We start from the raw sequence: 22480 nt of genomic DNA, 5'->3' as shown, positions 1-22480 counted from the left end.
GCGCTGGCCACCGAGGACAAGCACCACAACCGCCGCGGCCTGGTGCAGGGCGGCGTGCTGATGACGTTTGCCGACCGCAGCTGCGGCATGACCGCCCGCTTCGTCTCCGGCAAGCCGACGCTCGCAACCGTGCAGCTCGATACCCATTTCGTCGAGGCCGGCAAGATCGGCGAGGTGCTGGTGTCGAAGCCGCATGTCGTGCGCGCCACCAGGAGCCTGATTTTCATCACCACCGAGGTGACGGTGGACAAGCGCTGTATCGCGATGGCGAGCGGCGTGTTCAAGATACTGAAGAACGAGGGGTAGAGGCTGACACACCCGTCATTCCGGAGCGATGCGAAGCATCGAATCCGGAATCTCGAGATTCCGGGTTCGCTTCGCGCCCCGGAATGACGGGCCAGGATGAAGGCGCTTTCTTACCTCGCCCCGCTTGCGGGGAGAGGTCGGACTGCGAAGCAGTCCGGGTGAGGGGGCGCCGGTCTGACGGGAGATCGCGATGGCGAGCGGCGTGTTCAAGATATTGAGGAACGAGGGATGAGGCTGACACACCCGTCATTCCGGAGCGATGCGAAGCATCGAATCCGGAATCTCGAGATTCCGGGTTCGCTTCGCGCCCCGGACCAGGATTGAGGAACCACCCGATGCAATACCGTCAGCTCGGCCGCAGCGGCCTGAGGATTTCGCCGATCTGCCTGGGCGCGATGATGTTCGGCGGGCCGACCGACGAGCCGACCTCGGCGCGGATCGTGGCGAAAGCGCGCGAGGCCGGCGTCAACTTCATCGACACCGCGGACGCCTATAATGGCGGCCAGTCCGAACAGGTGGTCGGCCGCGCCATTTCCAGCCACCGCTCGAACTGGATCCTCGCCACCAAGCTCGCCAACCGGATCGGCGACGATCCCAATCATGGCGGGCTGTCGCGGCGCTGGGTGCTGCAGGCGGCGGAGGCCAGCCTGAAGCGGCTCGGCACCGACTTCATCGACATCTACTACCTGCACAAGGAAGACCACGCGACGCCGCTGCAGGAGACCGTGCGGGCGATGGGTGAGCTGATGCGCCAGGGCAAGATCCGCTATTTCGGCGTCTCCAACTACCGCGCCTGGCGGGTCGCCGAGATCTGCAACATCTGCGACGACAACGGCATCGACCGCCCGATCGTCAGCCAGCCCTGCTACAACGCCATGAACCGGATGCCCGAGGTCGAGCACTTTCCGGCCTGCGGCTATTACGGCCTCGGCATCGTGCCCTACAGCCCGCTGGCGCGCGGCGTGCTGACCGGCAAGTACGCCCCCGACGCCGCACCGGAGAAGGACACCCGCGCCGGCCGCGCCGACAAGCGGATCATGCAGACCGAGTGGCGGCCGGAATCGTTGCAGCTGGCGCAGGAGATCAGGCGGCACGCCGAGGCGCGCGGCGTCAGCGCCGGGCAGTTCGCGGTCGCATGGGTGCTCAATTCCGCCTTCGTCAGCGGCGTGATCGCGGGTCCGCGCACCGAGGCGCAATGGGACGAGTATTTGAAGGCGCTCGACTACCGCTTCACCGCCGAGGACGAGGCGCTGATCGACCGGCTGGTCACGAGCGGCCATCCCTCGACGCCGGGGTTCAACGACCCGGCCTATCCGATCGAGGGGCGGCGGGCGCGGACCGCGGCGGCGCCGTAAAGCCGGGTCGGCTGGAGCCGGACGGGACAAGCTGGTAAAGTTGTGATTCAATCCCGCTGCTGATGGAGATTGACGCGGATGGACGAACACCGAATTGCGATGCGGAAGCGGCAGTTGAAGGCCGGCAAGATTTCCTTTGGCAACGGCGGCGCGATCGACTGCACGGTCCGCAACCTCTCGGATACGGGCGCCGCCCTTGAGGTGATTTCCCCGGTCGGCATCCCCGAGCAGTTCACGCTGGTGGTCGAGGCCGATAATCTCAAACGCCCGTGCCGCGTGGTCTGGCGCAAGGAGAAGCGGATCGGCGTGCATTTCGAGACCTGAGGCGGCGTGGAAAGCGGCGGCTATTTCCCGCGGGGAATCGGATGCCGCCGCGCCAGCTCGTCGAGCGCGAGATGCGCCTCCGCATCGGTCAGCGCGAAGCGGACGATGACGTCCTGACGGCCGAGCTGGCCGTACAGCCCGTCCGACGACCATTTCTGCGGCACAGGCCCGCGCAGGCCCTCGACCCAGACAAAGTACCATTCCGTCATGCGAGCACCTTGGCTCCAGGGATGGGATCAAACCATCCCGGCTTCCCCTTGTCATCGGTGATGGTTCGGATTCGACTGTCAAACAACAAGCGAACGTGCGTCCGCGTTCTCGCGGCATGATGCGCCCGAGCCTTGCGTAACGTTCGCCCCCGTCGGAAACAAAGGGCGCAGGGAAAGCCGGGTGCACGCTGCACCCGGTCTCGTGTGCAAGTTGCGCAAAGGACGCACACGAGCATACAGGTCCAGCGGAGGCATCCCGGCTTTCCCTGCGCGATGGGTTACGGCTTACTTCGAGCTCTCCCCGGTGAACGGCTCTTTTGCCACCGTCATCGGCGGGACACCTCCCGCCAACTTAGCGCCAGCACCGCGGCGCCAGGACCACACGACTTCGCCGTCCGCCTCAAGCGCCTACGTCAGCCAGCGCCATCAGCGTCCACCGCCTCTCACCGCGCGTTCGTGACGTGGCCAACGCCCCTTTGGTGGATGAGATGCGCGGCATTATGAAGCTGATTTGGCCTCGGCGTTAAGCGGATTATTTTTCGCAGAAGGGATGGACAGGTTTTGCTGATTTGCCCGTCGTGCCAATTGGTCGCACGGCGCGAGCGGCGATTTGCGCTTGCGCTGCGGGCGAAGCAGCCGGCAGTCGCGGCCGCAAGACGCCCGCGTAAGCCAGGCGACAGGCGCGGGAACGCGTACTAGTCCCACTGCTCGCGCCGCTCATGCGGCCATGCGCGCGGTTGGCTATTCATGGCCGTGCCTGACCGTTACAAGGCGATCGTATAGCTCATCGGTCGCGCGAGCCCAGGCGGCGGGCGACTGCCAGACAACAAGATAAACAAAAAGGTGTATCGTCATGCATGGCAAGGTCGTCGCACTCGTCGCAACCACATTCGGGCTCATCGCCTGCGGACCCGCCTCCGCAGCATGGCCGGACGACAAGCCGATCGAGGTCATCATCGGCTTTGCGCCCGGCGGCGCGACCGACGTGATGGCTCGCAAGCTGCTGCCGTTCGTCGAGCAGCGGCTGGGCGGCAAGGCCAAGTTTGTCGTGCTGAACAAGCCGGGCGCCGGCGGCGAGATCGCGTTTGCCGGGATCGCCCGCGCCGCGCCGGACGCCTACGCGATCGGCGTGGTCAACGTGCCCGGCTACAATTTCATCCCGATGACGCGAAAGACCCAGTACGGCATGGACGAAATCCGCCTGATCGCGCGCGTGGTCGAGGACCCCTCCGTGATCGTGGTGCCGGCGGAAAGCAAGTTCGCGACGCTTGCCGACGTGCTGGCGGCACTGCGCAGCAAGCCGGGTTCGGTGACCTTCGGTCACAACGGCGCGGGCACCAACGGACATCTGGCGATCCGCATGCTGGCGGGCGCGACCAAGACCGAACCCAACGAGATTTCCTATCGCGGCACGGCCGCGCAGCGGACCGACCTTCTCGGCGGCCATCTGCAGGTGGGCATGGTCAGCCTCAGCGAAGTCCCCGAATTGCACGGCGGCAACAAAGGACCGCTCCGCGCCATCGCCATCCTGTCGAAGCAGCGTTGGCCGGCGCTCCCCGACGTTCCGACGGCGGCGGAAACCGGCATCCCGGTGACGATGACCGCCGAACGCGGCTTCGCCGCACCGAAGGCCGTATCGGACGAGATCGCCAAGAAGCTCGAAGCCGCCCTTGCCGAGGGCCTGCGCGATCCGGAATACCTCAAGAGCTCGCCCGGCGACGCCCCCGTCATTGCCTTCATGCCCGGCGCCGAATGGCAAAAGCGCCTCGACGACATGTCGCAGGCGTTGCGGCCGCTGGCGGAAGAGATGAAGGCGCAAGAACAGAAGTGAGGCGCGGCGCGGCGGGCGCGCCTTCGGTCCCGGAGTTTGCAACATGGCCAAGAAGCTTCCACCGATTCATCCCGGCGAAATCCTGCGGGAAGAATTTCTCGTCCCGCTTGAACTGACACCCTACGCAGTCGCGGCCGCGCTGCACGTGCCGCGCGCCCGGATCGAACGCATCTCGCGCGAAGAAAAGCCCGTTAAACGGCTGAAGATGCGCTTGCGCCGCAGATCAAGATCGCCTCTTACAAGGCGGCTTGAGATGGATGGCAACTTTCAAGTGTGCTGTCTCCGCAATTCCGTTGACGTCCTTCGCCACGAACGAGTCCGGGTGCGGCCAATCCATGGCCCTTCGTGGCGGAAAACGTCGCCCCATGAGAACAAAGAACGAACAAAAACGATGCGACTCAATGGTCCGATGGACGGTTCCGCAGCAATGTAGGATTGTACTGATCGACTGTTTCGGGGAATCGGGTGGCTGAAGAACAGAACCGCGAGCGCTTCCAGGTTGCGTATGTCGGCGATGACGACAACGACCACAGCATGGACGTTGAAGCCCTTGCGCCTGCGCTGCTCGCCTTCGGCAAGTTGATCCGCGCAGCAAACGCCGAACTCAACAAGGACCGCGCCCGAATGAAGGTGCTCGTCGACTCCGAGTTCGAGCACAAGTGTTTCCTGATCAATTTCGAGACGCTTCAGACCATCCTCGATACCGTCAAAGACTTCCTCAACGACGAAGGCGTGAAGCACGCCGCCGATGTCTTACAGAAGGTCGGTGTTACGGCCGGTACTGCGGCAGCGGGTCTGTTTGGTTACTTGAGATGGCGCAATGGCCGAAAGGTCGAATCAGCCGTTGAGGTGAACAACTCGCCGGGATCTCTTGTCATCAAGCTAGAGGGTGAGGGTCACTCGCTCCAAATCGGTAAAGACGTGTTCCGGCTCTCTCAAAATCCGGCTGTATTGGAAGCGGTCGAAGGCACGCTTGCACCAATCAATGACCACAAGGAAGCGAAAGGAATCGAGTTCCGGAAGGACAACAAACTTATCGCCACGTACCGCAATGAAGATGTCAAAGCGATAGCTGCGTCATGCGAAGACCCGGGCGGAGTAGACTTCATCGAAGAAGCGGAAGAGGAGCCAAAGGTCGTCACCGCCGTCCTGTATTCACACGGGCCGGTGTTCGATGTGAAGGCTCCCAATTGGCGCTTCCTGTATCGTAGGAAACCCATTTATGCCGACATCCGAGAGACCAATATCGCGAAGGACGCGGTAAAGCGCGGCGGATCGTTTATGAATGATCGCTACAAGGTCAAAATGGAAGTGACACCGCCGAATGAGGATCGTGCGGAGACGCACTACAAGGTAATCGAGGTTCTGGAGTTCACGGCTGGCGAACAACAGATCAATATGAAGCTGCGTGCCCGCAGAAAGCCCGCGAAGAAACGGGCAGCATCCAAATGAAGGTCTCCCTCTAAAAAATTATCGCCCTACGAATAGGGTGTGTGGTATCAAAGGTTCTCTCAAACAGCTTCAGCAACTCTCGTGTGAAATGATGACCCTCGTTCTTTAGGTCGCGAAAAACAATATCCTCACGACCATCCTTGTCCAAGCCCTTTAGGTGAGCTCTGACTTCTTCCTTCTCCAACTCATTCAAAAATCTATCATAACTTTCAAGGACCGATTGAGAGTTCGAATTTCCGCAAATATCGACCATGCGTTCAATCACAGGAAGATTGAACAGCCTCTCAAGTTCCGAAATCTTTCGGGACCGATTCCGATCCGCTGTAGTCGCGACGCTGAAGAGCCCGCTGGCATAGAGAAGTTTCCTCGAAAACATGAGCTTGATGTTTCTTATGCCCCATGGCTTGACCTTCGAAATTTCAACGGTCTTGAATTCGTAATCGACCGCCAGTGTACGATAGTAACGAACAACATCATTCAACAAAAACAGCGCTAGTTGGTGATCCTTCATTCCCTCAGCAATGTAACGTTCCAGGATTCTACGTCGAATATCCTTCAGGCCAGCTTCGTTAAAGAGCCACTCACCCTCAAGCAGCAGGAGCATCCTTCGAGTGATATTGTAATTGTCATCATGCTCGCCGCCAATGTTGCGAATAAGGGTTTCAAGATGTTCAACCTTCGCGAAAGCACCGTTCTCGGCTGGGCTGATCGGCACAGTTTGTGCAATTTTCTCTCGCACAGCTTCTGCCCAAAAAGGCGGCGCCACGTCGTTACCGCTCGTCACAATATAAAAATCGATATCCGAACCCGCCGATGCTTCTCTGCGTGCGAACGACCCATTTATGACGACCATCTCATCGGCCGGGACAAGGTGCTTAATTGCGTTCCTCAATTGCGAGAGCTTGCCTTCCGAGTATCCTTTCGCCCGCTCAATCGCTTCCATCACCAAAAAGATCTCCCGTAAGAGGTGGCCTGCCTTGGAACTCCGCCAGCCTAACTGTCAGCGAGGCCAACTCTTTCGTTTGCGAATATCTGGCGCGATCGTTTCGTTCAAAAAAATCAACAGCTTCATCGACGAAAAAACGCCGACGTCTAAACGAAACCGTCTCTGGCACATGCAGTGATGCCTGTGAGGCAAAGTCCGGACTAATTAACAGCTGACGAAGACCCGGCAGCTTCCGAAACAGTTGCTCTTCGGTCGTAAAGTAATCAGTAGCCTGCACATAAGAACGATTCTGATACAAAAAAGATTGGCAAACTTGATCTGCCAAGACGCCCGAGTCCGAATTTATGACATGCCGATACACTAAATCCTTTGACTTCCAGAACTGATCAACCAACTCCCGATGGGCAGGAGATGATCTATTTACCGCAGCATCAACAATAAGCTCTGGAGCAGCTACACTTGGTGTGGATTGCGCATAGGTCTTCGTTCGCAAAATTCCTTCGATGGTGTCGAAATTTATCGGCCCTGAAAAGAATCCATGAAAGCGGTCGTCCTCGCCCGCAATCATCGCAGTCAATCTATCGATATCGACCTGACGACTACGAAGTAGTTTGTATAGCTCGCGCCCGATCGGTACGTGTCCTCTGAGAATGTCCCGGGTAGCTTGATGGTGATCGATGCCGAAGAGACGAAAAAATGCCGGCTCCAGCGAGTGTGACAGAGGTGCATGTCCGATATCGTGGAGCAGTGCAGCAGTGAATACCAGCCGACGGTCCGTCACAGAAAGTTCGCATGCATGACTGTACATGAGAGCTAACCGCGCAACGCCCAAACTGTGCTGAAACCGTGTGTATCTTATGTTGTTTGCGTATCCGTTAGGACTACGAACAATGAGATAGTCAATCCCACCCAAGAAACGGATTTCGCTCAATCGTCGAAAGGCCGAGGTCCCCACCAATTCCAAGAACAACGGATCTTCGAGCACAAATTTTTTCAAATCCACAGGTGCCGAAAAATCGTACACATGCGGATTATTGGCTGGTGAAAAGTCGATGACAAAAGAAGTTTGGATCAAACGAGTTCCAGCTCAAGTACGAGTGAACCTACTGAACACAGTGTACCAGCTATAAGCCTAGCGCCAAGATAGAAGACGGTAGCCGTAGGCACAAACCCCCGGGCGACCACCGAGTACCAAACTGCAAATGGCCGATTGGTATGCAAATTGTTGGTCAATTGATCTGTTGTTCCACAAACCCATGAACTACTAGCCAAGTTACCCCTAGGAGCGCTTGTGGATATGATCGACGCAGGACCAAATGAACGACCGAAGAAGCGACTGCGGATCGATCGGGGCTAGCAACTGGTGCCCAGGGGCGGGATCGAACCACCGACACTGCGATTTTCAGTCGCATGCTCTACCAACTGAGCTACCTGGGCACTTCGCGGGACCTTAAGGCCCGGGAGCGCCGGTTTATAGTCAGGCCGGGGGTTTGTGTCCACCCGGCTTCGCCTTCGGCTACGCCGGGCGCGGCCCGGCTTCTCGCCTGCCACCAAATCCTTCTGAAACCACCTCTATTCCGCGTCCTCGGGATCGGTCTCGCGGCCGGGGATGACGTATTTGCCTGACAGCCAGCGGTTCAGGTCGACGTTGCGGCAGCGCGGGGAACAGAACGGCAGGGTGGCGGGATCGGCGGGCTTGCCGCATTCGGGGCAGGGTTTTGCTCCGCCCTTCGCCTTGCCGGCATCCCCTTCGCGGTCAACCGGCATTGAGCCAGCCGAAGCGGATCGGAAAACCCTCGCCGCCCAAGAGCGTGACCGTCTCGTAGAGCGGCAAGCCGACGATGTTGGAGTAGGAGCCGACCATCTTGACCACGAACGAGCCGGCGATGCCCTGCACGGCGTAGCCGCCGGCCTTGCCGCGCCATTCGCCGGAGCCAATATAGGTCTGGATGTCTTCCTCGCTGAGCCGCTTGAAGCGGACGCGGGTCTCGATCAGGCGCTGGCGGAACGCCGCCTTCGGCGTCACCAGGCAGATCGCGGTGTAGACGCGGTGGTTGCGCCCAGACAACATCCGCAGGCATTGCGCGGCCTCGTCGACCAGATTGGCCTTGGGCAGGATGCGGCGGCCGACCGCGACCACGGTGTCGGCGGCGAGGATGAAGGCGCCGCGCAACTCGTCGTCGAGCTGCACCGATTTCAGCGCCGCGTCGGCCTTGGCGCGCGCCAGGCGGTTGGCGCAGGCGCGCGGCAGCTCGCCCCGCCGCGGGGTCTCGTCGACATCGGCCGGCCGCAGCGCGTCGGGCTCGATGCCGGCCTGGTTGAGCAGGCTGAGCCGTCGCGGCGAACCGGAAGCAAGAACGAGTTTGGGTCGGCCAAGCATGCGGGATGAGTCAGGAGATCGGGGGATAGGGGCGGCGGCGCGCGCGGAACCTATCGGAAGGGGCACCATTCCACAACCGGGGAACAAGTGGTTGTTGGCGCTCACGATCTCCGTCGTCGCCCAAGGCGTGCCAATTTTTCTGTGTCATAAGACCCTCATGGTTCGAGACGCCCGCTTCTCGCGGGCTCCTCAGGATGAGGTCGAGCGATTCTGACGTCGCAGGACTATCCGCTCGCCGCGCCGGCGTTGGCGAAGCGGCGGCGGATGCGGATCGAGAGGCCGTCGCAGACCTCGCGATAGGCCTGCAGCTTCTGGGCGCGGTTGCCTTCCATCGCGGAGGGATCCGGCGTCGGCCAGTATTCGACCTCGGCGGCGAGCGTGCGCGTCAGTTCCAGCGCCTTGTGATGGGCCTCCGGCGACAGCGTGATGATGAGATCGAAATTGAGCCCTTCCCAATCGTCGAGTTCCTCGAACGTGGTCGGCTTGTGGCCTGATATATCCTGGCCGAGTTCGGCCATGACGGCGACCGCGAACGGATCGAGCTCGCCTTTCCTGACGCCGGCGGACTTCACGTAGAGCGACTGCGGGAACATCTGCTGCAACAGGCGCTCAGCCATCGGCGAACGGACGCTGTTCAGCCCGCATGCGAACAGCACGGCCTGCGGCTGGCGCGGGCGCGGCGCATCCATGCGGTTACGCTTCTCCCATTGGAGGCCGCAGCTTGTCGCCGACGCGCTTTGCTGTGTGCGCTGGGGTCGGGGTCATAACATCTTGTTGACGCATGACCTGATCCGAAAACCGCTTCGCACTTTGCGCTGGCGCGGCCCTGCGGGTCGGGGTCATGGCTTCTCTTTGACGGATGACCTGATCCGAAAACCGCTTCGCACTTTTCGGGGTCATCCGTCCTGCCCCTTCCAGTGCAGCACGCAGATCAGCGTGAACAGCCGGCGCGCGGTTTCGAAATCGATTCGCACCTTGCCGCTCAGCCGTTCCTGCAGCGTGCGCGAGCCCTCGTCATGGATGCCGCGGCGGCCCATGTCGATCGCCTCGATCTTGTCGGGCGTGGCGGTGCGGATCGCCTGGTAGTAGCTGTCGCAGATCATGAAATAGTCCTTCACCACCCGCCGGAACGGCGTCAGCGACAGCAGATGCGCCACCACAGGCGCGCCGTCCTCGCGGCGGATGTCGAACACCAGCCGGTTGCCGGTGATCGCAAGATGCAGCGTGAACGGCCCGGTCGCCTCGGCTTCGGGCGCGAACACGTTCTGCTCGATCAGGTCGTAGATCGCGATCGCGCGCTCGTGCTCGATGTCGGGACCGGAGCGGCCGATCGATTCCTCGTCGAGCGTCACCGCGACGATGCGGTTGTCCCGGTCCGGATCTGGTGGCGGCTTGCTCATGGCAGGTTGAGACGCATTCCGACCGAGCGCACATGGGCGTCGAGGCCTTCGGCCTTGCCGAGGGTCATCGCCGCCGGCCCCAGCGCGCGCAACTGCTCCGGCCCGCATTTGAGGATCGAGGTGCGCTTCATGAAGTCGAGTACGCCGAGCCCCGAGGAGAACCGCGCCGAGCGCGCGGTCGGCAGCACATGGTTGGAGCCGCCGACATAATCGCCGATCGCCTCCGGGGTATGGGAACCGAGGAAGATCGCGCCGGCATTGCGGATCTTCATCGCCAGCGCTTCGGCGTCCGCGGTCATGATCTCGACATGCTCGGCCGCGATCGCGTTGGCGAGATCCGCCGCCTCATCGATCCGGCCGACCAGGATGACGGCGCCGAAATCGTCCCACGAGGCCCGCGCGATCGCGGCGCGCGGCAGGGTCGCAAGCTGGGACTCGACTGCGCGCGCGACTTCGTCGGCGAGCCTTTCGCTGTCGGTGATCAGGATCGACTGCGCGCTGGTGTCATGCTCGGCCTGCGCCAAGAGGTCGGCGGCGATCCAGCCGGTATTGCCGCCCTCGTCGGCGATGACAAGCACCTCGGAGGGGCCGGCGATCATGTCGATGCCGACCTGGCCGAACACCTGCCGCTTGGCGGCGGCGACATAGGCGTTGCCGGGGCCGACGATCTTGGCGACCGGCGCGATCGTGGCGGTGCCGTAGGCCAGCGCCGCCACCGCCTGCGCGCCGCCGACGCGGTAGATTTCGGAGACGCCGGCCAGTTGTGCCGCGGCCAGCACCAAAGGATTGAGCCGGCCGTCCGGCGCCGGCACCACCATCACCAGCCGCGGGACGCCTGCGACCCGCGCCGGCACCGCGTTCATCAAGACCGAGGACGGATAGGCCGCGGTGCCGCCGGGCACGTACAGCCCGACCGCGTCGATCGCGCTCCAGCGCCAGCCAAGCTCGACGCCGAGCGCGTCGGTGAAGCGCTCGTCCTTCGGCAGTTGGCGGCGGTGGAACGCCTCGATGCGGTCGCGGGCGAATGTCAGCGCGTCGAGCGTGGCGGGGTCGCTGGCCTGGACCGCGGCGTCGAGCTCGGCCGCGGTCACCCGCAAGGCCCCGGCTTCGATCTCGAGCCGGTCGAATTTCCGCGTCGCCTCGATCAGCGCGACGTCGCCGCGCGCGGCCACGTCATCGACGATGGCGCGGGTGGCGCGCTCGACATCGGCGGCAACCTCGCGTTTGGCGGCGAGGAAGGCCGCGAACCGCTGGTCGAAATCGGCACTGCGTCTGTCCAGGCGAACGGGCATGGGGGCTTTCTATGGGATCGGCGCGACGGCCCATGCTCAATGGCGCGACGGCCCATGGCCGTCAACCCTTCAAGGCCGTCATCCCTTGGCCGCCGTCATTCCGGGGCGATGCGCCAGCATCGAACCCGGAATCTCGAGATTCCCCGGTGCGCAAGGGCGCACCTGAGGTTCGAAGCTCGCGCATCGCCCCGGAATGACGGGGCGCGTCACCCCTCCGGCCCCGAGGGCGCGATGGCGAGATCGTCGGTTTCGAGGCCGCCGGCGCCGAGATCGGTCAGCGCGCATTCCAGGCATTCGACGTCGAGCCGCAGCGCCCCGCCATGGCTGAACAGCAGCAGCGCGCGGCCGCCCGGGGCTTCATCGGGATGGAATTCGATTCCGACCAGTTCCAGCACCGCGTCAGGCCGGTCCATCTCGATGTCGCGCGACTTGCAGGCCAGCACCCGGTCAAAGCGCAGCGCCGCGGTGGCGCGCCGCGGCGCTGCGTCGCCCGACAGCGTCTGTTCCCAGTCGAGCCTCTGCATGCCGACCACCAGCCGGTTCTCGCGCTGGCGCCAGACGATGTCGGCGGCCCGCACCCGGGCGTCCTGGACATGGGCTGATATCACCGCCAGATCGTCGGCATCGAGCGCGATCAGTCTCAGCAGTTCAGGCTCGGGCATTTCCGGTAAATCCTTCGCTCGCTCCCTCGCGTTTGGCCGGCCGGTCACGCCGGGCGCCCCGGCATCCGGTTGGAGCCCAGCATTCCGAACATCACGACCAGCCCGGCGGCGATGGCGATCAGGCTGATGATGACGTGGACCGTCGTGAAGGTGGCCAAACTCATGCCGAGAACCATGACGCGCCCCCTTCGCTGGAAACCCGTCGGAAGTTACGCCGGCGCGCCAGGATTTTCCACAACCATCGCCTGCGGCGGCGACAAGGCAGGCAGGCCACCCGCGTATCAACGAAAAACATGATGCACGAAATCTGTGCAAGGCGGACAAACGGCGGCGACGCTATCTGGATTTTCCCTGACCGCTACCGGTTTGGCTTTTCTTGGTGCGCGTTATCAGCGCCGGCCTCGGCGCTTTCGGAAGGTGCGGCGTTTTTGTCGCGCGCGCGCGCCTGCGACTTTCGCCGCTTGAGATTTTCGCGCAGCGCCGATTTCAGCCGGTTCCGTCTTGAATCGTTCACATCGGCGCCGGCTTTTTCCGCGCCCTTGCCCTGATCGCCCTGCATCGCCCGTCCGTCCAGTTGTCCTGATGCGCCGGTATCGACCGGCGACCGACCCATTGAAACCGGTTCGCCAACAGCTTGCGCCGGTTTTCCGCCATTTTGAACCGTTCCCGGCCACCCCGCATGCTTGCGCCAGCGGGGGCCTTGTGGCAAGAACCGCCGCCTGTAGCGGCCGTTCGGGCCGATTCCCGCGGGGTCAGCGGGCATGCTGCCGTAGCTCAGTGGTAGAGCACTCCATTGGTAATGGAGAGGTCGACAGTTCAATCCTGTCTGGCAGCACCAGTCCGCTCAACGCGTCCATTGCGCCGGGCTCGTCGCGCGGTCCCTCACGCCGCCAGCGCGACCTGGCGAAACGCCCGCAGCAGCGGGCCTTCCAGCTTTCCCTCCATGCCGCAGAGGATGTCGTAGGCGGCCTGCCGCGACATTGGCGACCGGTAGGGCCTGGACTCGATCAGGGCGGAGAAAATGTCGGAGATCGTCAGCAATCGGACCGGATCGGAAATCTGCGACGCCCTCAGCCCGTCCGGGTAGCCGGAACCGTCGAGATATTCGTGGTGGTGGCGGACGCCGTCGAGCAACTCCGCGCCAACGTCCGGCAGGTCCGTCAGCAGATCATATCCGATCACGGGATGACGCTTCATGATTTCTTCCTCAAGCGGCTCGAGGCGTCCCGGCTTGTCGAGGATCGACAGCGGGATGCGCGCCTTGCCGATGTCGTGCAGGGTTGCCGCCATTCCGAGCCGCGCGACGTCGGCGCCGGTGAATCCGACATTGATCCCGAAGCCGACCGCGACCCCGGTCACCAGCAGGCAATGCTGGAACGTGCCTTCGTGATAGCGGCGCACCTCGTCGAGCCACGCCGCAAGGCCGTCCCGCTCGACGCGCTTGATGATCAACGACGTGGCGCGCTCGGCGTCGGCCAGGTTGACCGGCTTGCCGCCGCGCACGTTGGCGAACATCGAAGCGAAGGCCGCCGCCCCCGCGTCCATCTCGGTGGTGGGATCGGCAATGTCCGCCTGCGCAGCCGCTTCCGCCTTTTCGATCTGCGCGATCCTGGGGACGGCTTCCTTCGCGCGCGCGATGACTGCGGTCGCTCCCAGCGCGTAGGCTTGCGCCACCAGCGACCGGACGAGGTTGTGAACGACGAACAGCTTTTCGGGAATGCGTCCCAGTTGCTTTAGAATGAGCCTGGTCTGGTCCACGCGCGCCGACCGCCGCAGATCCACGTCGACCATCAGCACGCCGTGCGCGGTGACCTCGGGGTCGCGGCCGCCGAGCAGCCAGGGAATGACGCGGTGCTGCGGCTCGAAGATCGCGCGGATGGCCGGCAGTTTCGTCGGTTCGTCGGTGACAAAATGCAGCAGCATTTGAAATTTCCAGAGGCTACAGGCTCGATCGGCGGCCTTGCACCTCGAGCCCGAACCGGCGGCGACCTCGCCGGCAGTCCCGCAGCCGAACGCACGCCTTGCCGTTGCATCGATCGCCTTGATGCGGGTGAAATGGTCGTCCTTCATGGCTAAGGTGCCGTTAAACTTCCGCCCCGTGGAACTACGGTCCTGTGCCGAGGGTGGACCGTATCTCGCCTGATCGGCGAAGAACCGGGAGACAGGGTGATGGATGGAAAATACTCGCGCCGGCAATTCGGCAAGCTTGCGGGGCTTTCGGCGCTCGGAATAGCGGCGACGCCGGCCAAAGCCGCGGCGCAGCCGGCCGCCGAACGCCACGCCCCGGCGAGCTTTCCGGACGGCTTCGTCTGGGGCACCGCCACCTCGGCCTACCAGATCGAGGGCGCCGTCAACGAGGACGGCCGCGGCCGCTCGATCTGGGACACGTTCGCGCACACCCCGGGCAAGATCGAGGACCGCACCACCGGCGACCGGGCCAACGAACACTACCACCGCTACAGGCAGGACATCGGCCTGATCCGCGACCTCGGCGTCAAGGCTTACCGGTTTTCGATCGCATGGCCGCGGGTGTTTCCGGAAGGCGCCGGCGCACCGAACGCCCGCGGCCTCGACTTCTACGACCGCCTGGTCGATGAACTTCTCAGGCACGGCATCGCGCCGTATGCAACGCTGTACCATTGGGACTTGCCGCAGGCGCTCGAGGACCGGTTCGGCGGCTGGCGGTCCAGCGAAACCTCGCGGGCGTTCGCAGATTATGCCGGCCATGTGGCCGCGCGCCTCTGCGACCGCGTCACATCGATCTTCACGATCAACGAAGCCGGGCGGTTCGTGGATTTCGGCTACGGTTGGGGCATCGACGCGCCCGGCCTGAAACTGCCGAGGGCGGAGGTCAACCAGGCCCGCCACCACGTCGCCCTCGCCCATGGCCTCGCGGTGCAGGCGATCCGCGCCAACGGGCGCGCCGGCACCAGGGCCGGACCGGCCGAGAACATCGCGGCCTGCGTGCCGGCGTTCGACACGGCGGAAAATGTGCGCGCGGCCGAGATGGCGACGCGCGAGCTGAACGCCGGCTTCCTCGGCGTCATCCTGGAGGGGAAATACACCGACGGATTCCTGCAATACGCCGGCAAGGACGCGCCGAAATTCACCGCCGCCGAACTGAAGATCATTTCCTCGGCCAATGATTTCGTCGGCCTTAACATCTACGCGCCGCAATTCTACATCGTCGCCTCCGACAAGGCGCCGGGCTGGCGCATGCTGCCGTTTCCCGCCTCATTCCCGCACATGAACTCCGAATGGTTGAAAGTCGGGCCCGAGGCGATCTACTGGGCGCCGCGGCTGGCGGCGAAGGTCTGGAACATCGACACGATCTACATCAGCGAAAACGGCACCTCGGCCGAAGACAAGCTCCATGCCGACGGCCAGGTCTACGACCTCGATCGCATCATGTATCTGCGCAACTATCTTCGGCAGCTGCAGCGCGCGACGTCGGAGGGCGTGCCGGTCCGCGGCTATTTCCTGTGGAGCCTGATGGACAATTTCGAATGGATCTTCGGCTTCGAAAAGCGCTTTGGGCTCTACCATGTCGACTTCGAGACGCAGCGCCGGACGCCGAAATTCAGCGCCGCCTTCTATCGCGATGTCGTGGCGCGCAACGCGATCGGCGGCTGAATGCCGACCGGCCTCCTCAGTCTCGCGCAGCCTGCCGCAGGATTCCGGCGACCGGCGGCGTGGCAGGCTGCCCGTCGATCGCCACAGTCGCGGCGGATTCCTGGCCGAGCTTGCGGCTTGACTCGTGATTGACGAAAACGGCCGCGGCCGCGGCCATCAGCACCACATAGAGCGCGAACACTCCGCCGACCCATCTCCAGTAGATCCGGCGGTGCTCGGGAGTGAGACTTTCGATTAACCGGCGCATGGTTGTCTCCTCGGAGAATGAATGCGCCTGCGTATTAACGCTCGCGGTACGCGGGGTGTGTGACGTGCTTCACACATGCCGATTGGAAAGGTGAACCCGTGACCGGCCCGGAACTGAAGAAACTTCGCGAACATCTCGGGGAGGCGATCGGCCAGCCCTTGTCGGTCGCCGACATGGCCAAACTCTGCGGGCTGCCGCCGGCCGACGGCGCCGACACCGTTCGCAGATGGGAGGTGACGGGACCGACCGGGCCGGTGGCGGAGTTGCTGCGCATCCTGGCGATGGCCAGCGACCGATATCCCATTCTTGAAATGTTCGACGTGTTCGATCGCCACGACGTCCCGCTGAAGGAGCGGCCGGCGCGACGGCAGGCCTTTCGTGAGCAGATGCGGAGCGACGTGCGCCGCCGCATCGGCTAGGCAACGCGCGCCCGAGGGCGGCGGGAATTAAGCCCTTCTTCAGCTTTCATTAGGCCTTCGTTAGGCAAGAAAACCATTTTAATGCCAATGGGTTGGGTTGTAATTCGCTGTCGCATTCCAGTGACAGCATTTTAGACAAAAGCTGGCTAGATGCGCGGCGATGGACGGCGCCCGCGCGGCGTCGCCGAACGCTTTTGGAGATTTCGGACAATGAAGAAGCTTCTGTTTACGCTCGTGACCGTGACCGCCCTCGGCGCGGCCGGGCCCGCGCTTGGCGCCGACCTCGGTGCCCGGCCTTACGGCAAGGCGCCCGCCTACGCCGCCCCGCTCTACAACTGGACCGGCTTCTACTTCGGCGGCCACCTCGGCGGCGCCTTTAGCGGCAGCGACAATTTCAACGGCCAGGTCCTGAGCGACTACAGCGCCCGCCTGCTCGGCGGCGTGCAGGCCGGCGCCGACTGGCAGTTCGCGCCGAACTTTGTCGTCGGCCTCGAGGGACAGTACAGTTGGCTCGGCAATGGCGGCCTCAACGCGGCTTTCCCCGGCGGCCTCGTCTACAACAGCGATCAGCGCGGACTCGGCTCGATCACCGGCCGCGTCGGCTACACCTGGGGTCCGGGTCTGCTGTATGTGAAGGGCGGCTACGCCTATTCCGACAACCGCGACACCCTGACCTTTGGCGGCGTCCCGGTCGCCTTCACGCTGGTTGGCAACCATCGCCACGGCTACACCGTCGGGGCCGGCGTCGAATACATGTTCGCCCAGAACTGGTCGGCCAAGGCGGAGTATCAATACTATGATTTCGGCAGCGCGCGTTTCACGGCGCCGGCCGCCCTGGTACCGTTCGGCAGCTTCCGCCATGACGAGCACACGGTGAAACTGGGCGTCAACTATCGCTTCAATTTCGCCGGTCCCGCCGGCGCGCGCTACTGATCGTTCAACGCGGGCGTCCGGAGGGCCGGCATTCAGGCCTTCCGGTTCCGCCTTCGGTCTCCGATCTGCAAGTACAGCGAGCAAAACCGCGCGCTCGCGCGTGAAAAACGAAAAAAGCTAAACTTTTTTAACCAGGTATCTCGATACTGCCGCACCCAAGGTAGCAAGGGGCGGCGGACACATGGCATTACCATCCACACCATCCAGCGCAGGCAAACCATCCTCCAGGGGCCTCGGCCTTCCGCGGTTTGGCGTCAGCGGCAGCCTGTTCGTTGCCTTCGCGGTCATCGCCGGCATGGCGATCCTGATCAGCGCCGGCGCGGCGCTGATGCTGGGGCGGCTTGGCGGGACCATGGTCGATCTGAGCGGACAGGACATTCCGCGGCTCGCCGCCAGCCTGCAACTCTCCGCCCAGAGCGCCAGCCTCGCCAGCCAAGGGCCGGCGCTGCTGGCCTCGCGCAGCGAGGAGGCGCTCAACGAACGCTCCAGGAGAATGAAGGAAACCCAGACGGTCGCGCTGCGGAAACTCGGCGAGATCGCCGAACTCGGCGCCGACAAGACGGTCGTCGCGGCCCTCGCCGACACCGTCAAGAACATCGATGACATGATCAAGAGCCTGGGCTCGGCAGCGCGCGAGCGGCTCGAAGCCGCCGCCCAACACGAGAAGCTTTACGACGCCGTGCGCACGGCCCAGCGGCGCTTTGTCGCCGCCGCAGGCCCGGCGGCGACCGACGCCCAGACCGAACTCCAAAGTATCTACGCCGCCCCTCGCTTCTCCCAGGACGATGCCAGCACGGCGCACCGCGCCGCCGACCGGCTCGGCGACATCGCCGCCAGCGGCAATCTTCTGGCGTTCGACATGATAGCAGCCCTTTCGGCCAACAACAGCGACACGCTTGAAGCCATCGCGAAGGAATTCCGCGTCGCGCAAGCGCGCGTGAAGTCGAATCTTGATGCGCTGCCAAAGACGACCGCGATGAACGCCGTTCGCAACGAAAGCCTGGGCTTGCTGCAGCTCGGCGAGGGCAAGACCGGCGTCTTCAAGGTCCGCCAGCAGGAACTGGACGCGGACGATTACGGCCAGACCATTCTGGAGGAAACCCGCAAGCTCAATGTCGGGCTTGGCATCAGCGTGCAGCAACTGGTGGACGGCGTGCAGAAGGATACCGACGCCGCGACCTTGCAGGCGCGCCAGGAGATTTCGTTCGCGACCATGGCCATGCTCGGGCTCGGCGTGCTGACGCTGGTCGGCTCGATCCTGTTCGTCTGGCTCTATGTCGGCCGCAACGTCCTGCGGCGGATCGGCAGCCTTCAGCGTTCGATGCAGCTGTTGTCCAGCGGCGATCTCGAAGCGGAAGTCTACCAGAGCCACCAGCAGGATGAGATCGCGGCGATGGCAAACTCGCTGCATGTGTTCCGCGAGAGCATGATCCGGAGTCGCGCGCTATCCGCCGACCAGGACCAGGACCGCGTCGCCAAGGCCGAGCGCGCCTCACGCATGGAAGCGCAAATCGTCGATTTCGAGGCCACCGTTCGCGCCGCGCTCGACAGCCTGCAGGCGGCTGCCGGCTCGATGCAATCGACCGCACAGAGCATGTCGGCGACCGCCGATCAATCCAGCGCCATGGTAAGCGCCGTGGCGTCCGCCGCCGAGGAGACTTCGGTCAACGTGCAGACCGTGTCGTCCGGCACCGAGCAATTGTCTTCCTCGATCGAGAAGATCGGCCGCCAGGCCGTCACCTCGGCGGAAATTGCCCGCAAGGCGGTCGAAGAAGCCGGGGCGACCGACGTCACCATGCAGGGGCTCGCGGACAATGCCGGCCGCATCAGCGTGGTGGTCGACCTCATTCAAAACATCGCCTCGCAGACCAACCTGCTGGCGCTGAACGCCACCATAGAAGCCGCGCGCGCCGGCGAGGCCGGCCGCGGCTTCGCCGTGGTTGCTTCCGAGGTGAAGAGCCTCGCCAACCAAACCGCGAAAGCCACCGACGAGATCCGCCAGCAGATCGTCAGCATGCAGACGGTGACGACGACGGCGGTTACCGCGATCCGGAACATCAGCGATACGATCGGCGAGATCAACGAAGTCAGCACCGCGATCGCGGCCGCGGTCGAGGAGCAGGGGGCGGCGACGCGCGACATCGCGCGCAACATCCAGCATGCCGCCGGCGGCACCAGCCAGGTCTCCAGCAACATCATCGGCGTTTCCACCGCCTCGACGGAGGCCGGCGCCGCCGCCAGCAAGGTGCTGACCGCATCCGGTGCGCTGCGCCGGGAAGCCGACGTGCTGCGCGCGGAGATCGACGCGTTCCTGTCGAATATCCGGGCGGCGTAATCGCCATGCCCCGTCATTCCGGGATGGTCCGAAGGACCAGACCTCAGGTGCGCAATTGCGCACTGGGAATCTCGAGACTGTCATTCCGGGGCTATGCGAAGCATAGAACCCGGAATCTCGAGATTCCGGGTTCGCATCTTCGATGCGCCCCGGAATGACCGGCCAACACTTTTTCGGGCTGGCGCCGCGCCGCCGCTACCGCTAAGTCGGTAGCATGCATTCCAAGACCGACATGGTTCAGTCCTCCGCAGAGGCGCTGCGATACCCCTGGGAAAATCACCCCGGCCCCGATCAGGTGGTCGAGGTGATGCCGGGGGTGTTGTGGATCCGGCTAAAGCTGCCTTTCCGGCTCAATCACGTGAACATCTACCTGCTGGCCGACGGCGACGGCTGGGCCATGGTCGATTCCGGCTTCGGCAACGAGGAAACCATCGCAGCCTGGACCTTGCTGTTCGAGGGTCCGCTCCGGCACGTCAAGGTGACCCGGCTGATCGTCACCCACTCGCATCCCGACCATGTCGGGCTCGCCGGCTGGATCGTCGAACGCTTCGACTGCCCGCTGCAGATGTCGCAGGTCGAATACCTGCAATCGGTCTATCACCAGAACCGCGGCACCGAGGAGCGGCGCAATGCCCAGCGGCTGTTCTTCCGCCGTCACGGCATGGACGAAGGCCTGACCGACAAATTGCTCGGCCGCGGCCAGGATTACCTGAAGCGGGTCTCGGTGCTGCCGCCTTCCTATCGCCGCATCGCGCATGGCGACGAGGTCGTGATCGGCGCGCGGCGCTTCAAGGTGATCACCGGCGGCGGACACGCGCTCGACCAGGTGATGCTGTATTGCGCCGCCGACAAGCTGTTCCTGTCGGCGGACCAGGTGCTGAGCAAGATTTCGCCCAATGTCAGCGTCTGGGCGGTCGAGCCGGACCAGAACTCGCTCGGGGAATACCTGGCCTCGCTGGCGAGCCTCACCACCACGCTGCCCTACGACGTGATGGTGCTGCCGGGCCATGGCGTACCGTTCTACGGCCTCAAGACCCGCATCAAGCAGCTCGCCGACCACCACGAGGACCGCTGCCGGCTGATCGCGGAAGCCTGCCGGGAAACCGCGCAGACCTCGCGGGAGCTGGTGCCGGTCGTGTTCAACAAATATCCGCTGGACGTGCACCAGATGGGCTTTGCGTCCGGGGAGCTGATCGCCCACGTCAACTATATGCTCAACGAAGGCCGCCTTACTGCGGAAGTGAGCGACGGGGTGCTGCGGTTCCGGACCACCTGACCGCCGCCAGCGCCGCCGCCGGGGGTTTCCAAGTGACGAAATACCGGCATGGACGGCATCTAGCGCCTTGATCCGGATCAATTTTCGTCCGGACTAAGTAGCAACCCGGAGCCGAGCCCCAATGCGGGATTTCGCGTAGACATCAAAGCTGGAAAGGTTCTAGAAAGGTGAACGTCGTTCCCGGTTCCGTTCCAGGTCCTTGTGATGGATTACAGCCAATTCTTCAGCGCCGCGCTCACCCGCCTGCATGACGAGCGGCGCTACCGGGTTTTCGCCGACCTCGAGCGGATCGCCGGCCGCTTCCCGCACGCGGTCTGGCACGCGCCGCAAGGCCCACGCAACGTCGTGATCTGGTGCTCCAATGATTACCTCGGCATGGGCCAGCATCCCAAGGTGGTCGGCGCCATGGTCGAGACCGCGACGCGGGTTGGCACCGGCGCCGGCGGCACCCGCAACATCGCCGGCACCCATCACCCGCTAGTCCAGCTCGAGCAGGAACTGGCGGACCTGCACGGCAAGCAGGCCGCGCTGCTGTTCACCTCGGGCTACGTCTCGAACCAGACCGGCATCTCGACCATTGCCAAGCTGATCCCGAACTGCCTGATCCTGTCGGACGCGCTGAACCACAATTCGATGATCGAAGGCGTTCGCCAGGCCGGCTGCGAGCGGCAGATCTTCCGTCACAACGACATGGCGCACCTTGAACAGCTGCTGGTGGCGGCGGGCCCCGACCGTCCGAAGCTGATCGCCTGCGAAAGCCTCTATTCAATGGACGGCGACGTCGCGCCGCTTTCGACAATCTGCGATCTCGCCGAGAAATACGGCGCCCTGACCTATGTCGATGAGGTCCATGCGGTCGGCATGTACGGACCGCGCGGCGGCGGCATCGCCGAGCGCGACGGCGTCATGCACCGCATCGACGTACTCGAAGGCACCCTCGCCAAGGCGTTCGGCTGCCTCGGCGGCTATATCGCCGGCAACGCCGACATGATCGATGCGGTCCGCTCCTATGCGCCGGGCTTCATCTTCACCACGGCGCTGCCGCCGGCGATCTGCTCGGCCGCGACCGCCGCGATCCGCCACCTCAAGACCTCGACCTGGGAGCGCGAGCGCCACCAGGACCGCGCCGCCAGGGTCAAGGCGATCCTCAACGCCACCGGGCTGCCGGTGATGTCGAGCGAGACCCACATCGTTCCGCTGTTCGTCGGCGACCCCGAGAAATGCAAGCAGGCGTGCGACCTGCTGCTGGAGCAGCACGGCATCTACATCCAGCCGATCAACTATCCGACGGTGGCCAAAGGCACCGAGCGGCTGCGGATCACGCCCTCGCCCTACCACGATGACGGCCTGATCGACGGATTGGCGGAAGCGCTGCTGCAGGTCTGGGAGCAACTCGGCCTGCCGCTGAAGCAGAAATCGCTGGCGGCCGAGTAACCCTGTCCGCGCAAATCCGGAAAAACCGGGCGGATAGCGCGGTGCG

The 22480-nt window shown here is 63.6% G+C and carries 23 protein-coding genes, 2 tRNA genes and 1 pseudogene; 13 read left to right on the top strand and 13 right to left on the bottom strand.

Going from position 1 to position 22480, the window contains the following annotated elements:
• The 3 genes from Q0D31_RS11145 to Q0D31_RS11135 form a co-directional block, all read left to right on the top strand.
• The coding region (locus Q0D31_RS11145) for a PaaI family thioesterase (RefSeq protein WP_291849872.1) at nucleotides 1-306 on the top strand (306 nt) is incomplete at its 5' end.
• A gap of 335 nt (nucleotides 307-641) precedes the next feature.
• A complete protein-coding gene (locus tag Q0D31_RS11140) occupies nucleotides 642-1661 on the top strand; it encodes an aldo/keto reductase (protein WP_291849869.1) in 1020 nt (339 codons plus the stop codon).
• 78 nt (nucleotides 1662-1739) lie between these two features.
• A complete protein-coding gene (locus Q0D31_RS11135) occupies nucleotides 1740-1985 on the top strand; it encodes a PilZ domain-containing protein (protein WP_291849866.1) in 246 nt (81 codons plus the stop codon).
• 20 nt (nucleotides 1986-2005) lie between these two features.
• Here Q0D31_RS11135 and Q0D31_RS11130 read toward each other — a convergent pair whose 3' ends face one another.
• The gene (locus Q0D31_RS11130) at nucleotides 2006-2194 is read right to left on the bottom strand and encodes a hypothetical protein (RefSeq protein WP_291849863.1); all 189 of its coding nucleotides are present in this window, start codon (nucleotides 2192-2194) and stop codon (nucleotides 2006-2008) included.
• 853 nt (nucleotides 2195-3047) lie between these two features.
• Between Q0D31_RS11130 and Q0D31_RS11125 the strand changes: the two genes are divergently transcribed.
• The 3 genes and pseudogenes from Q0D31_RS11125 to Q0D31_RS11115 all read left to right on the top strand — a co-directional run bounded on the left by Q0D31_RS11125 (nucleotide 3048) and on the right by Q0D31_RS11115 (nucleotide 5477).
• On the top strand, nucleotides 3048-4025 hold the full coding sequence (locus Q0D31_RS11125) for a tripartite tricarboxylate transporter substrate binding protein (protein ID WP_291849859.1): 978 nt from the start codon (nucleotides 3048-3050) through the stop codon (nucleotides 4023-4025).
• A gap of 43 nt (nucleotides 4026-4068) precedes the next feature.
• Nucleotides 4069-4218, top strand: a pseudogene (locus Q0D31_RS11120) (HigA family addiction module antitoxin); the annotation flags it as partial.
• 272 nt (nucleotides 4219-4490) lie between these two features.
• Entirely contained in the window at nucleotides 4491-5477 is a 987-nt protein-coding gene (locus Q0D31_RS11115) for a hypothetical protein (protein ID WP_291849856.1), read from the top strand.
• A gap of 10 nt (nucleotides 5478-5487) precedes the next feature.
• Here Q0D31_RS11115 and Q0D31_RS11110 read toward each other — a convergent pair whose 3' ends face one another.
• From Q0D31_RS11110 to Q0D31_RS11065, 10 genes are all read right to left on the bottom strand, one after another.
• Nucleotides 5488-6420 (bottom strand): nucleotidyltransferase domain-containing protein, encoded by a 933-nt coding sequence (locus tag Q0D31_RS11110; RefSeq protein ID WP_291849934.1) that lies wholly within the window; start codon nucleotides 6418-6420, stop codon nucleotides 5488-5490.
• Nucleotides 6407-7498, bottom strand: coding sequence for an HD domain-containing protein (locus Q0D31_RS11105; protein ID WP_291849853.1), 1092 nt, complete (start codon nucleotides 7496-7498; stop codon nucleotides 6407-6409). The genes Q0D31_RS11110 and Q0D31_RS11105 overlap by 14 nt, the downstream gene beginning before the upstream one ends.
• 286 nt (nucleotides 7499-7784) lie before the next feature.
• Nucleotides 7785-7860: transfer RNA gene (locus tag Q0D31_RS11100), tRNA-Phe, on the bottom strand.
• A 135-nt stretch (nucleotides 7861-7995) separates the two neighbouring features.
• Complete coding sequence (yacG, locus tag Q0D31_RS11095; protein ID WP_291849850.1) at nucleotides 7996-8190, bottom strand: DNA gyrase inhibitor YacG; 195 nt, start codon at nucleotides 8188-8190, stop codon at nucleotides 7996-7998.
• A complete protein-coding gene (locus Q0D31_RS11090) occupies nucleotides 8180-8803 on the bottom strand; it encodes a Maf-like protein (protein ID WP_291849847.1) in 624 nt (207 codons plus the stop codon). The genes yacG and Q0D31_RS11090 overlap by 11 nt, the downstream gene beginning before the upstream one ends.
• A gap of 224 nt (nucleotides 8804-9027) precedes the next feature.
• Complete coding sequence (locus tag Q0D31_RS11085) at nucleotides 9028-9492, bottom strand: low molecular weight phosphatase family protein (RefSeq protein WP_291849845.1); 465 nt, start codon at nucleotides 9490-9492, stop codon at nucleotides 9028-9030.
• A gap of 207 nt (nucleotides 9493-9699) precedes the next feature.
• Complete coding sequence (locus Q0D31_RS11080) at nucleotides 9700-10203, bottom strand: UPF0262 family protein (protein WP_291849842.1); 504 nt, start codon at nucleotides 10201-10203, stop codon at nucleotides 9700-9702.
• Nucleotides 10200-11495, bottom strand: coding sequence for a histidinol dehydrogenase (gene hisD / locus Q0D31_RS11075; protein ID WP_291849838.1), 1296 nt, complete (start codon nucleotides 11493-11495; stop codon nucleotides 10200-10202). The genes Q0D31_RS11080 and hisD overlap by 4 nt, the downstream gene beginning before the upstream one ends.
• A gap of 206 nt (nucleotides 11496-11701) precedes the next feature.
• Nucleotides 11702-12157, bottom strand: coding sequence for a DUF2948 family protein (locus Q0D31_RS11070; RefSeq protein ID WP_291849835.1), 456 nt, complete (start codon nucleotides 12155-12157; stop codon nucleotides 11702-11704).
• 358 nt (nucleotides 12158-12515) lie between these two features.
• Nucleotides 12516-12716: a hypothetical protein gene (locus tag Q0D31_RS11065; RefSeq protein WP_291849832.1), complete on the bottom strand. Its 201-nt coding sequence runs from the start codon at nucleotides 12714-12716 to the stop codon at nucleotides 12516-12518.
• Between the two features lie 204 nt (nucleotides 12717-12920).
• Between Q0D31_RS11065 and Q0D31_RS11060 the strand changes: the two genes are divergently transcribed.
• Nucleotides 12921-12995 (top strand) — tRNA-Thr (locus tag Q0D31_RS11060).
• Nucleotides 12996-13039: 44 nt separating this feature from the next.
• Here Q0D31_RS11060 and Q0D31_RS11055 read toward each other — a convergent pair.
• Nucleotides 13040-14080 carry an HD domain-containing phosphohydrolase gene (locus Q0D31_RS11055; protein WP_291849829.1) on the bottom strand — a complete coding sequence of 347 codons (1041 nt, stop codon included), beginning with the start codon at nucleotides 14078-14080 and terminating at the stop codon, nucleotides 13040-13042.
• A gap of 246 nt (nucleotides 14081-14326) precedes the next feature.
• Between Q0D31_RS11055 and Q0D31_RS11050 the strand changes: the two genes are divergently transcribed.
• Entirely contained in the window at nucleotides 14327-15790 is a 1464-nt protein-coding gene (locus Q0D31_RS11050) for a GH1 family beta-glucosidase (protein ID WP_291849826.1), read from the top strand.
• Nucleotides 15791-15806: 16 nt separating this feature from the next.
• Here the strand turns inward: Q0D31_RS11050 and Q0D31_RS11045 are convergent, their stop codons facing one another.
• A complete protein-coding gene (locus Q0D31_RS11045) occupies nucleotides 15807-16037 on the bottom strand; it encodes a hypothetical protein (RefSeq protein ID WP_291849823.1) in 231 nt (76 codons plus the stop codon).
• Nucleotides 16038-16135: 98 nt separating this feature from the next.
• Here Q0D31_RS11045 and Q0D31_RS11040 point away from each other — a divergent pair, with 98 nt between their 5' ends.
• The 5 genes from Q0D31_RS11040 (at nucleotide 16136) to hemA (ending at nucleotide 22434) form a co-directional block, all read left to right on the top strand.
• Nucleotides 16136-16456, top strand: a complete 321-nt coding sequence (locus Q0D31_RS11040; protein ID WP_291849820.1) for a hypothetical protein — start codon at nucleotides 16136-16138, stop codon at nucleotides 16454-16456.
• Between the two features lie 210 nt (nucleotides 16457-16666).
• Entirely contained in the window at nucleotides 16667-17389 is a 723-nt protein-coding gene (locus tag Q0D31_RS11035; RefSeq protein WP_291849816.1) for an outer membrane beta-barrel protein, read from the top strand.
• 181 nt (nucleotides 17390-17570) lie between these two features.
• Complete coding sequence (locus tag Q0D31_RS11030; RefSeq protein WP_291849812.1) at nucleotides 17571-19724, top strand: methyl-accepting chemotaxis protein; 2154 nt, start codon at nucleotides 17571-17573, stop codon at nucleotides 19722-19724.
• 214 nt (nucleotides 19725-19938) lie between these two features.
• Nucleotides 19939-21000, top strand: a complete 1062-nt coding sequence (locus tag Q0D31_RS11025) for an MBL fold metallo-hydrolase (protein ID WP_291849810.1) — start codon at nucleotides 19939-19941, stop codon at nucleotides 20998-21000.
• A gap of 204 nt (nucleotides 21001-21204) precedes the next feature.
• Nucleotides 21205-22434, top strand: coding sequence for a 5-aminolevulinate synthase (hemA, locus tag Q0D31_RS11020; protein ID WP_291849807.1), 1230 nt, complete (start codon nucleotides 21205-21207; stop codon nucleotides 22432-22434).
• Nucleotides 22435-22480: the final 46 nt, after the last annotated feature.

This window comes from Bradyrhizobium sp. (assembly GCF_022844465.1).
In the GTDB taxonomy this organism is placed as follows: domain Bacteria; phylum Pseudomonadota; class Alphaproteobacteria; order Rhizobiales; family Xanthobacteraceae; genus Bradyrhizobium.
This window is presented reverse-complemented; position numbering and strand designations above follow the sequence as displayed.

Bases quoted from the DNA above. Each gene is read 5' to 3' on its own strand.
- Q0D31_RS11030 (WP_291849812.1), top strand. From the start codon at position 17,571: ATGGCATTACCATCCACACCATCCAGCGCAGGCAAACCATCCTCCAGG.
- Q0D31_RS11140 (WP_291849869.1), top strand. From the start codon at position 642: ATGCAATACCGTCAGCTCGGCCGCAGCGGCCTGAGGATTTCGCCGATC.
- Q0D31_RS11080 (WP_291849842.1), bottom strand. From the start codon at position 10,203: ATGAGCAAGCCGCCACCAGATCCGGACCGGGACAACCGCATCGTCGCG.
- Q0D31_RS11065 (WP_291849832.1), bottom strand. From the start codon at position 12,716: ATGCAGGGCGATCAGGGCAAGGGCGCGGAAAAAGCCGGCGCCGATGTG.
- Q0D31_RS11050 (WP_291849826.1), top strand. From the start codon at position 14,327: ATGGATGGAAAATACTCGCGCCGGCAATTCGGCAAGCTTGCGGGGCTT.
- Q0D31_RS11055 (WP_291849829.1), bottom strand. From the start codon at position 14,080: ATGCTGCTGCATTTTGTCACCGACGAACCGACGAAACTGCCGGCCATC.
- Q0D31_RS11070 (WP_291849835.1), bottom strand. From the start codon at position 12,157: ATGCCCGAGCCTGAACTGCTGAGACTGATCGCGCTCGATGCCGACGAT.
- hisD (WP_291849838.1), bottom strand. From the start codon at position 11,495: ATGCCCGTTCGCCTGGACAGACGCAGTGCCGATTTCGACCAGCGGTTC.
- Q0D31_RS11130 (WP_291849863.1), bottom strand. From the start codon at position 2,194: ATGACGGAATGGTACTTTGTCTGGGTCGAGGGCCTGCGCGGGCCTGTG.
- Q0D31_RS11090 (WP_291849847.1), bottom strand. From the start codon at position 8,803: ATGCTTGGCCGACCCAAACTCGTTCTTGCTTCCGGTTCGCCGCGACGG.
- Q0D31_RS11025 (WP_291849810.1), top strand. From the start codon at position 19,939: ATGCATTCCAAGACCGACATGGTTCAGTCCTCCGCAGAGGCGCTGCGA.
- yacG (WP_291849850.1), bottom strand. From the start codon at position 8,190: ATGCCGGTTGACCGCGAAGGGGATGCCGGCAAGGCGAAGGGCGGAGCA.
- hemA (WP_291849807.1), top strand. From the start codon at position 21,205: ATGGATTACAGCCAATTCTTCAGCGCCGCGCTCACCCGCCTGCATGAC.
- Q0D31_RS11085 (WP_291849845.1), bottom strand. From the start codon at position 9,492: ATGGATGCGCCGCGCCCGCGCCAGCCGCAGGCCGTGCTGTTCGCATGC.
- Q0D31_RS11135 (WP_291849866.1), top strand. From the start codon at position 1,740: ATGGACGAACACCGAATTGCGATGCGGAAGCGGCAGTTGAAGGCCGGC.
- Q0D31_RS11125 (WP_291849859.1), top strand. From the start codon at position 3,048: ATGCATGGCAAGGTCGTCGCACTCGTCGCAACCACATTCGGGCTCATC.
- Q0D31_RS11110 (WP_291849934.1), bottom strand. From the start codon at position 6,420: ATGGAAGCGATTGAGCGGGCGAAAGGATACTCGGAAGGCAAGCTCTCG.
- Q0D31_RS11035 (WP_291849816.1), top strand. From the start codon at position 16,667: ATGAAGAAGCTTCTGTTTACGCTCGTGACCGTGACCGCCCTCGGCGCG.
- Q0D31_RS11045 (WP_291849823.1), bottom strand. From the start codon at position 16,037: ATGCGCCGGTTAATCGAAAGTCTCACTCCCGAGCACCGCCGGATCTAC.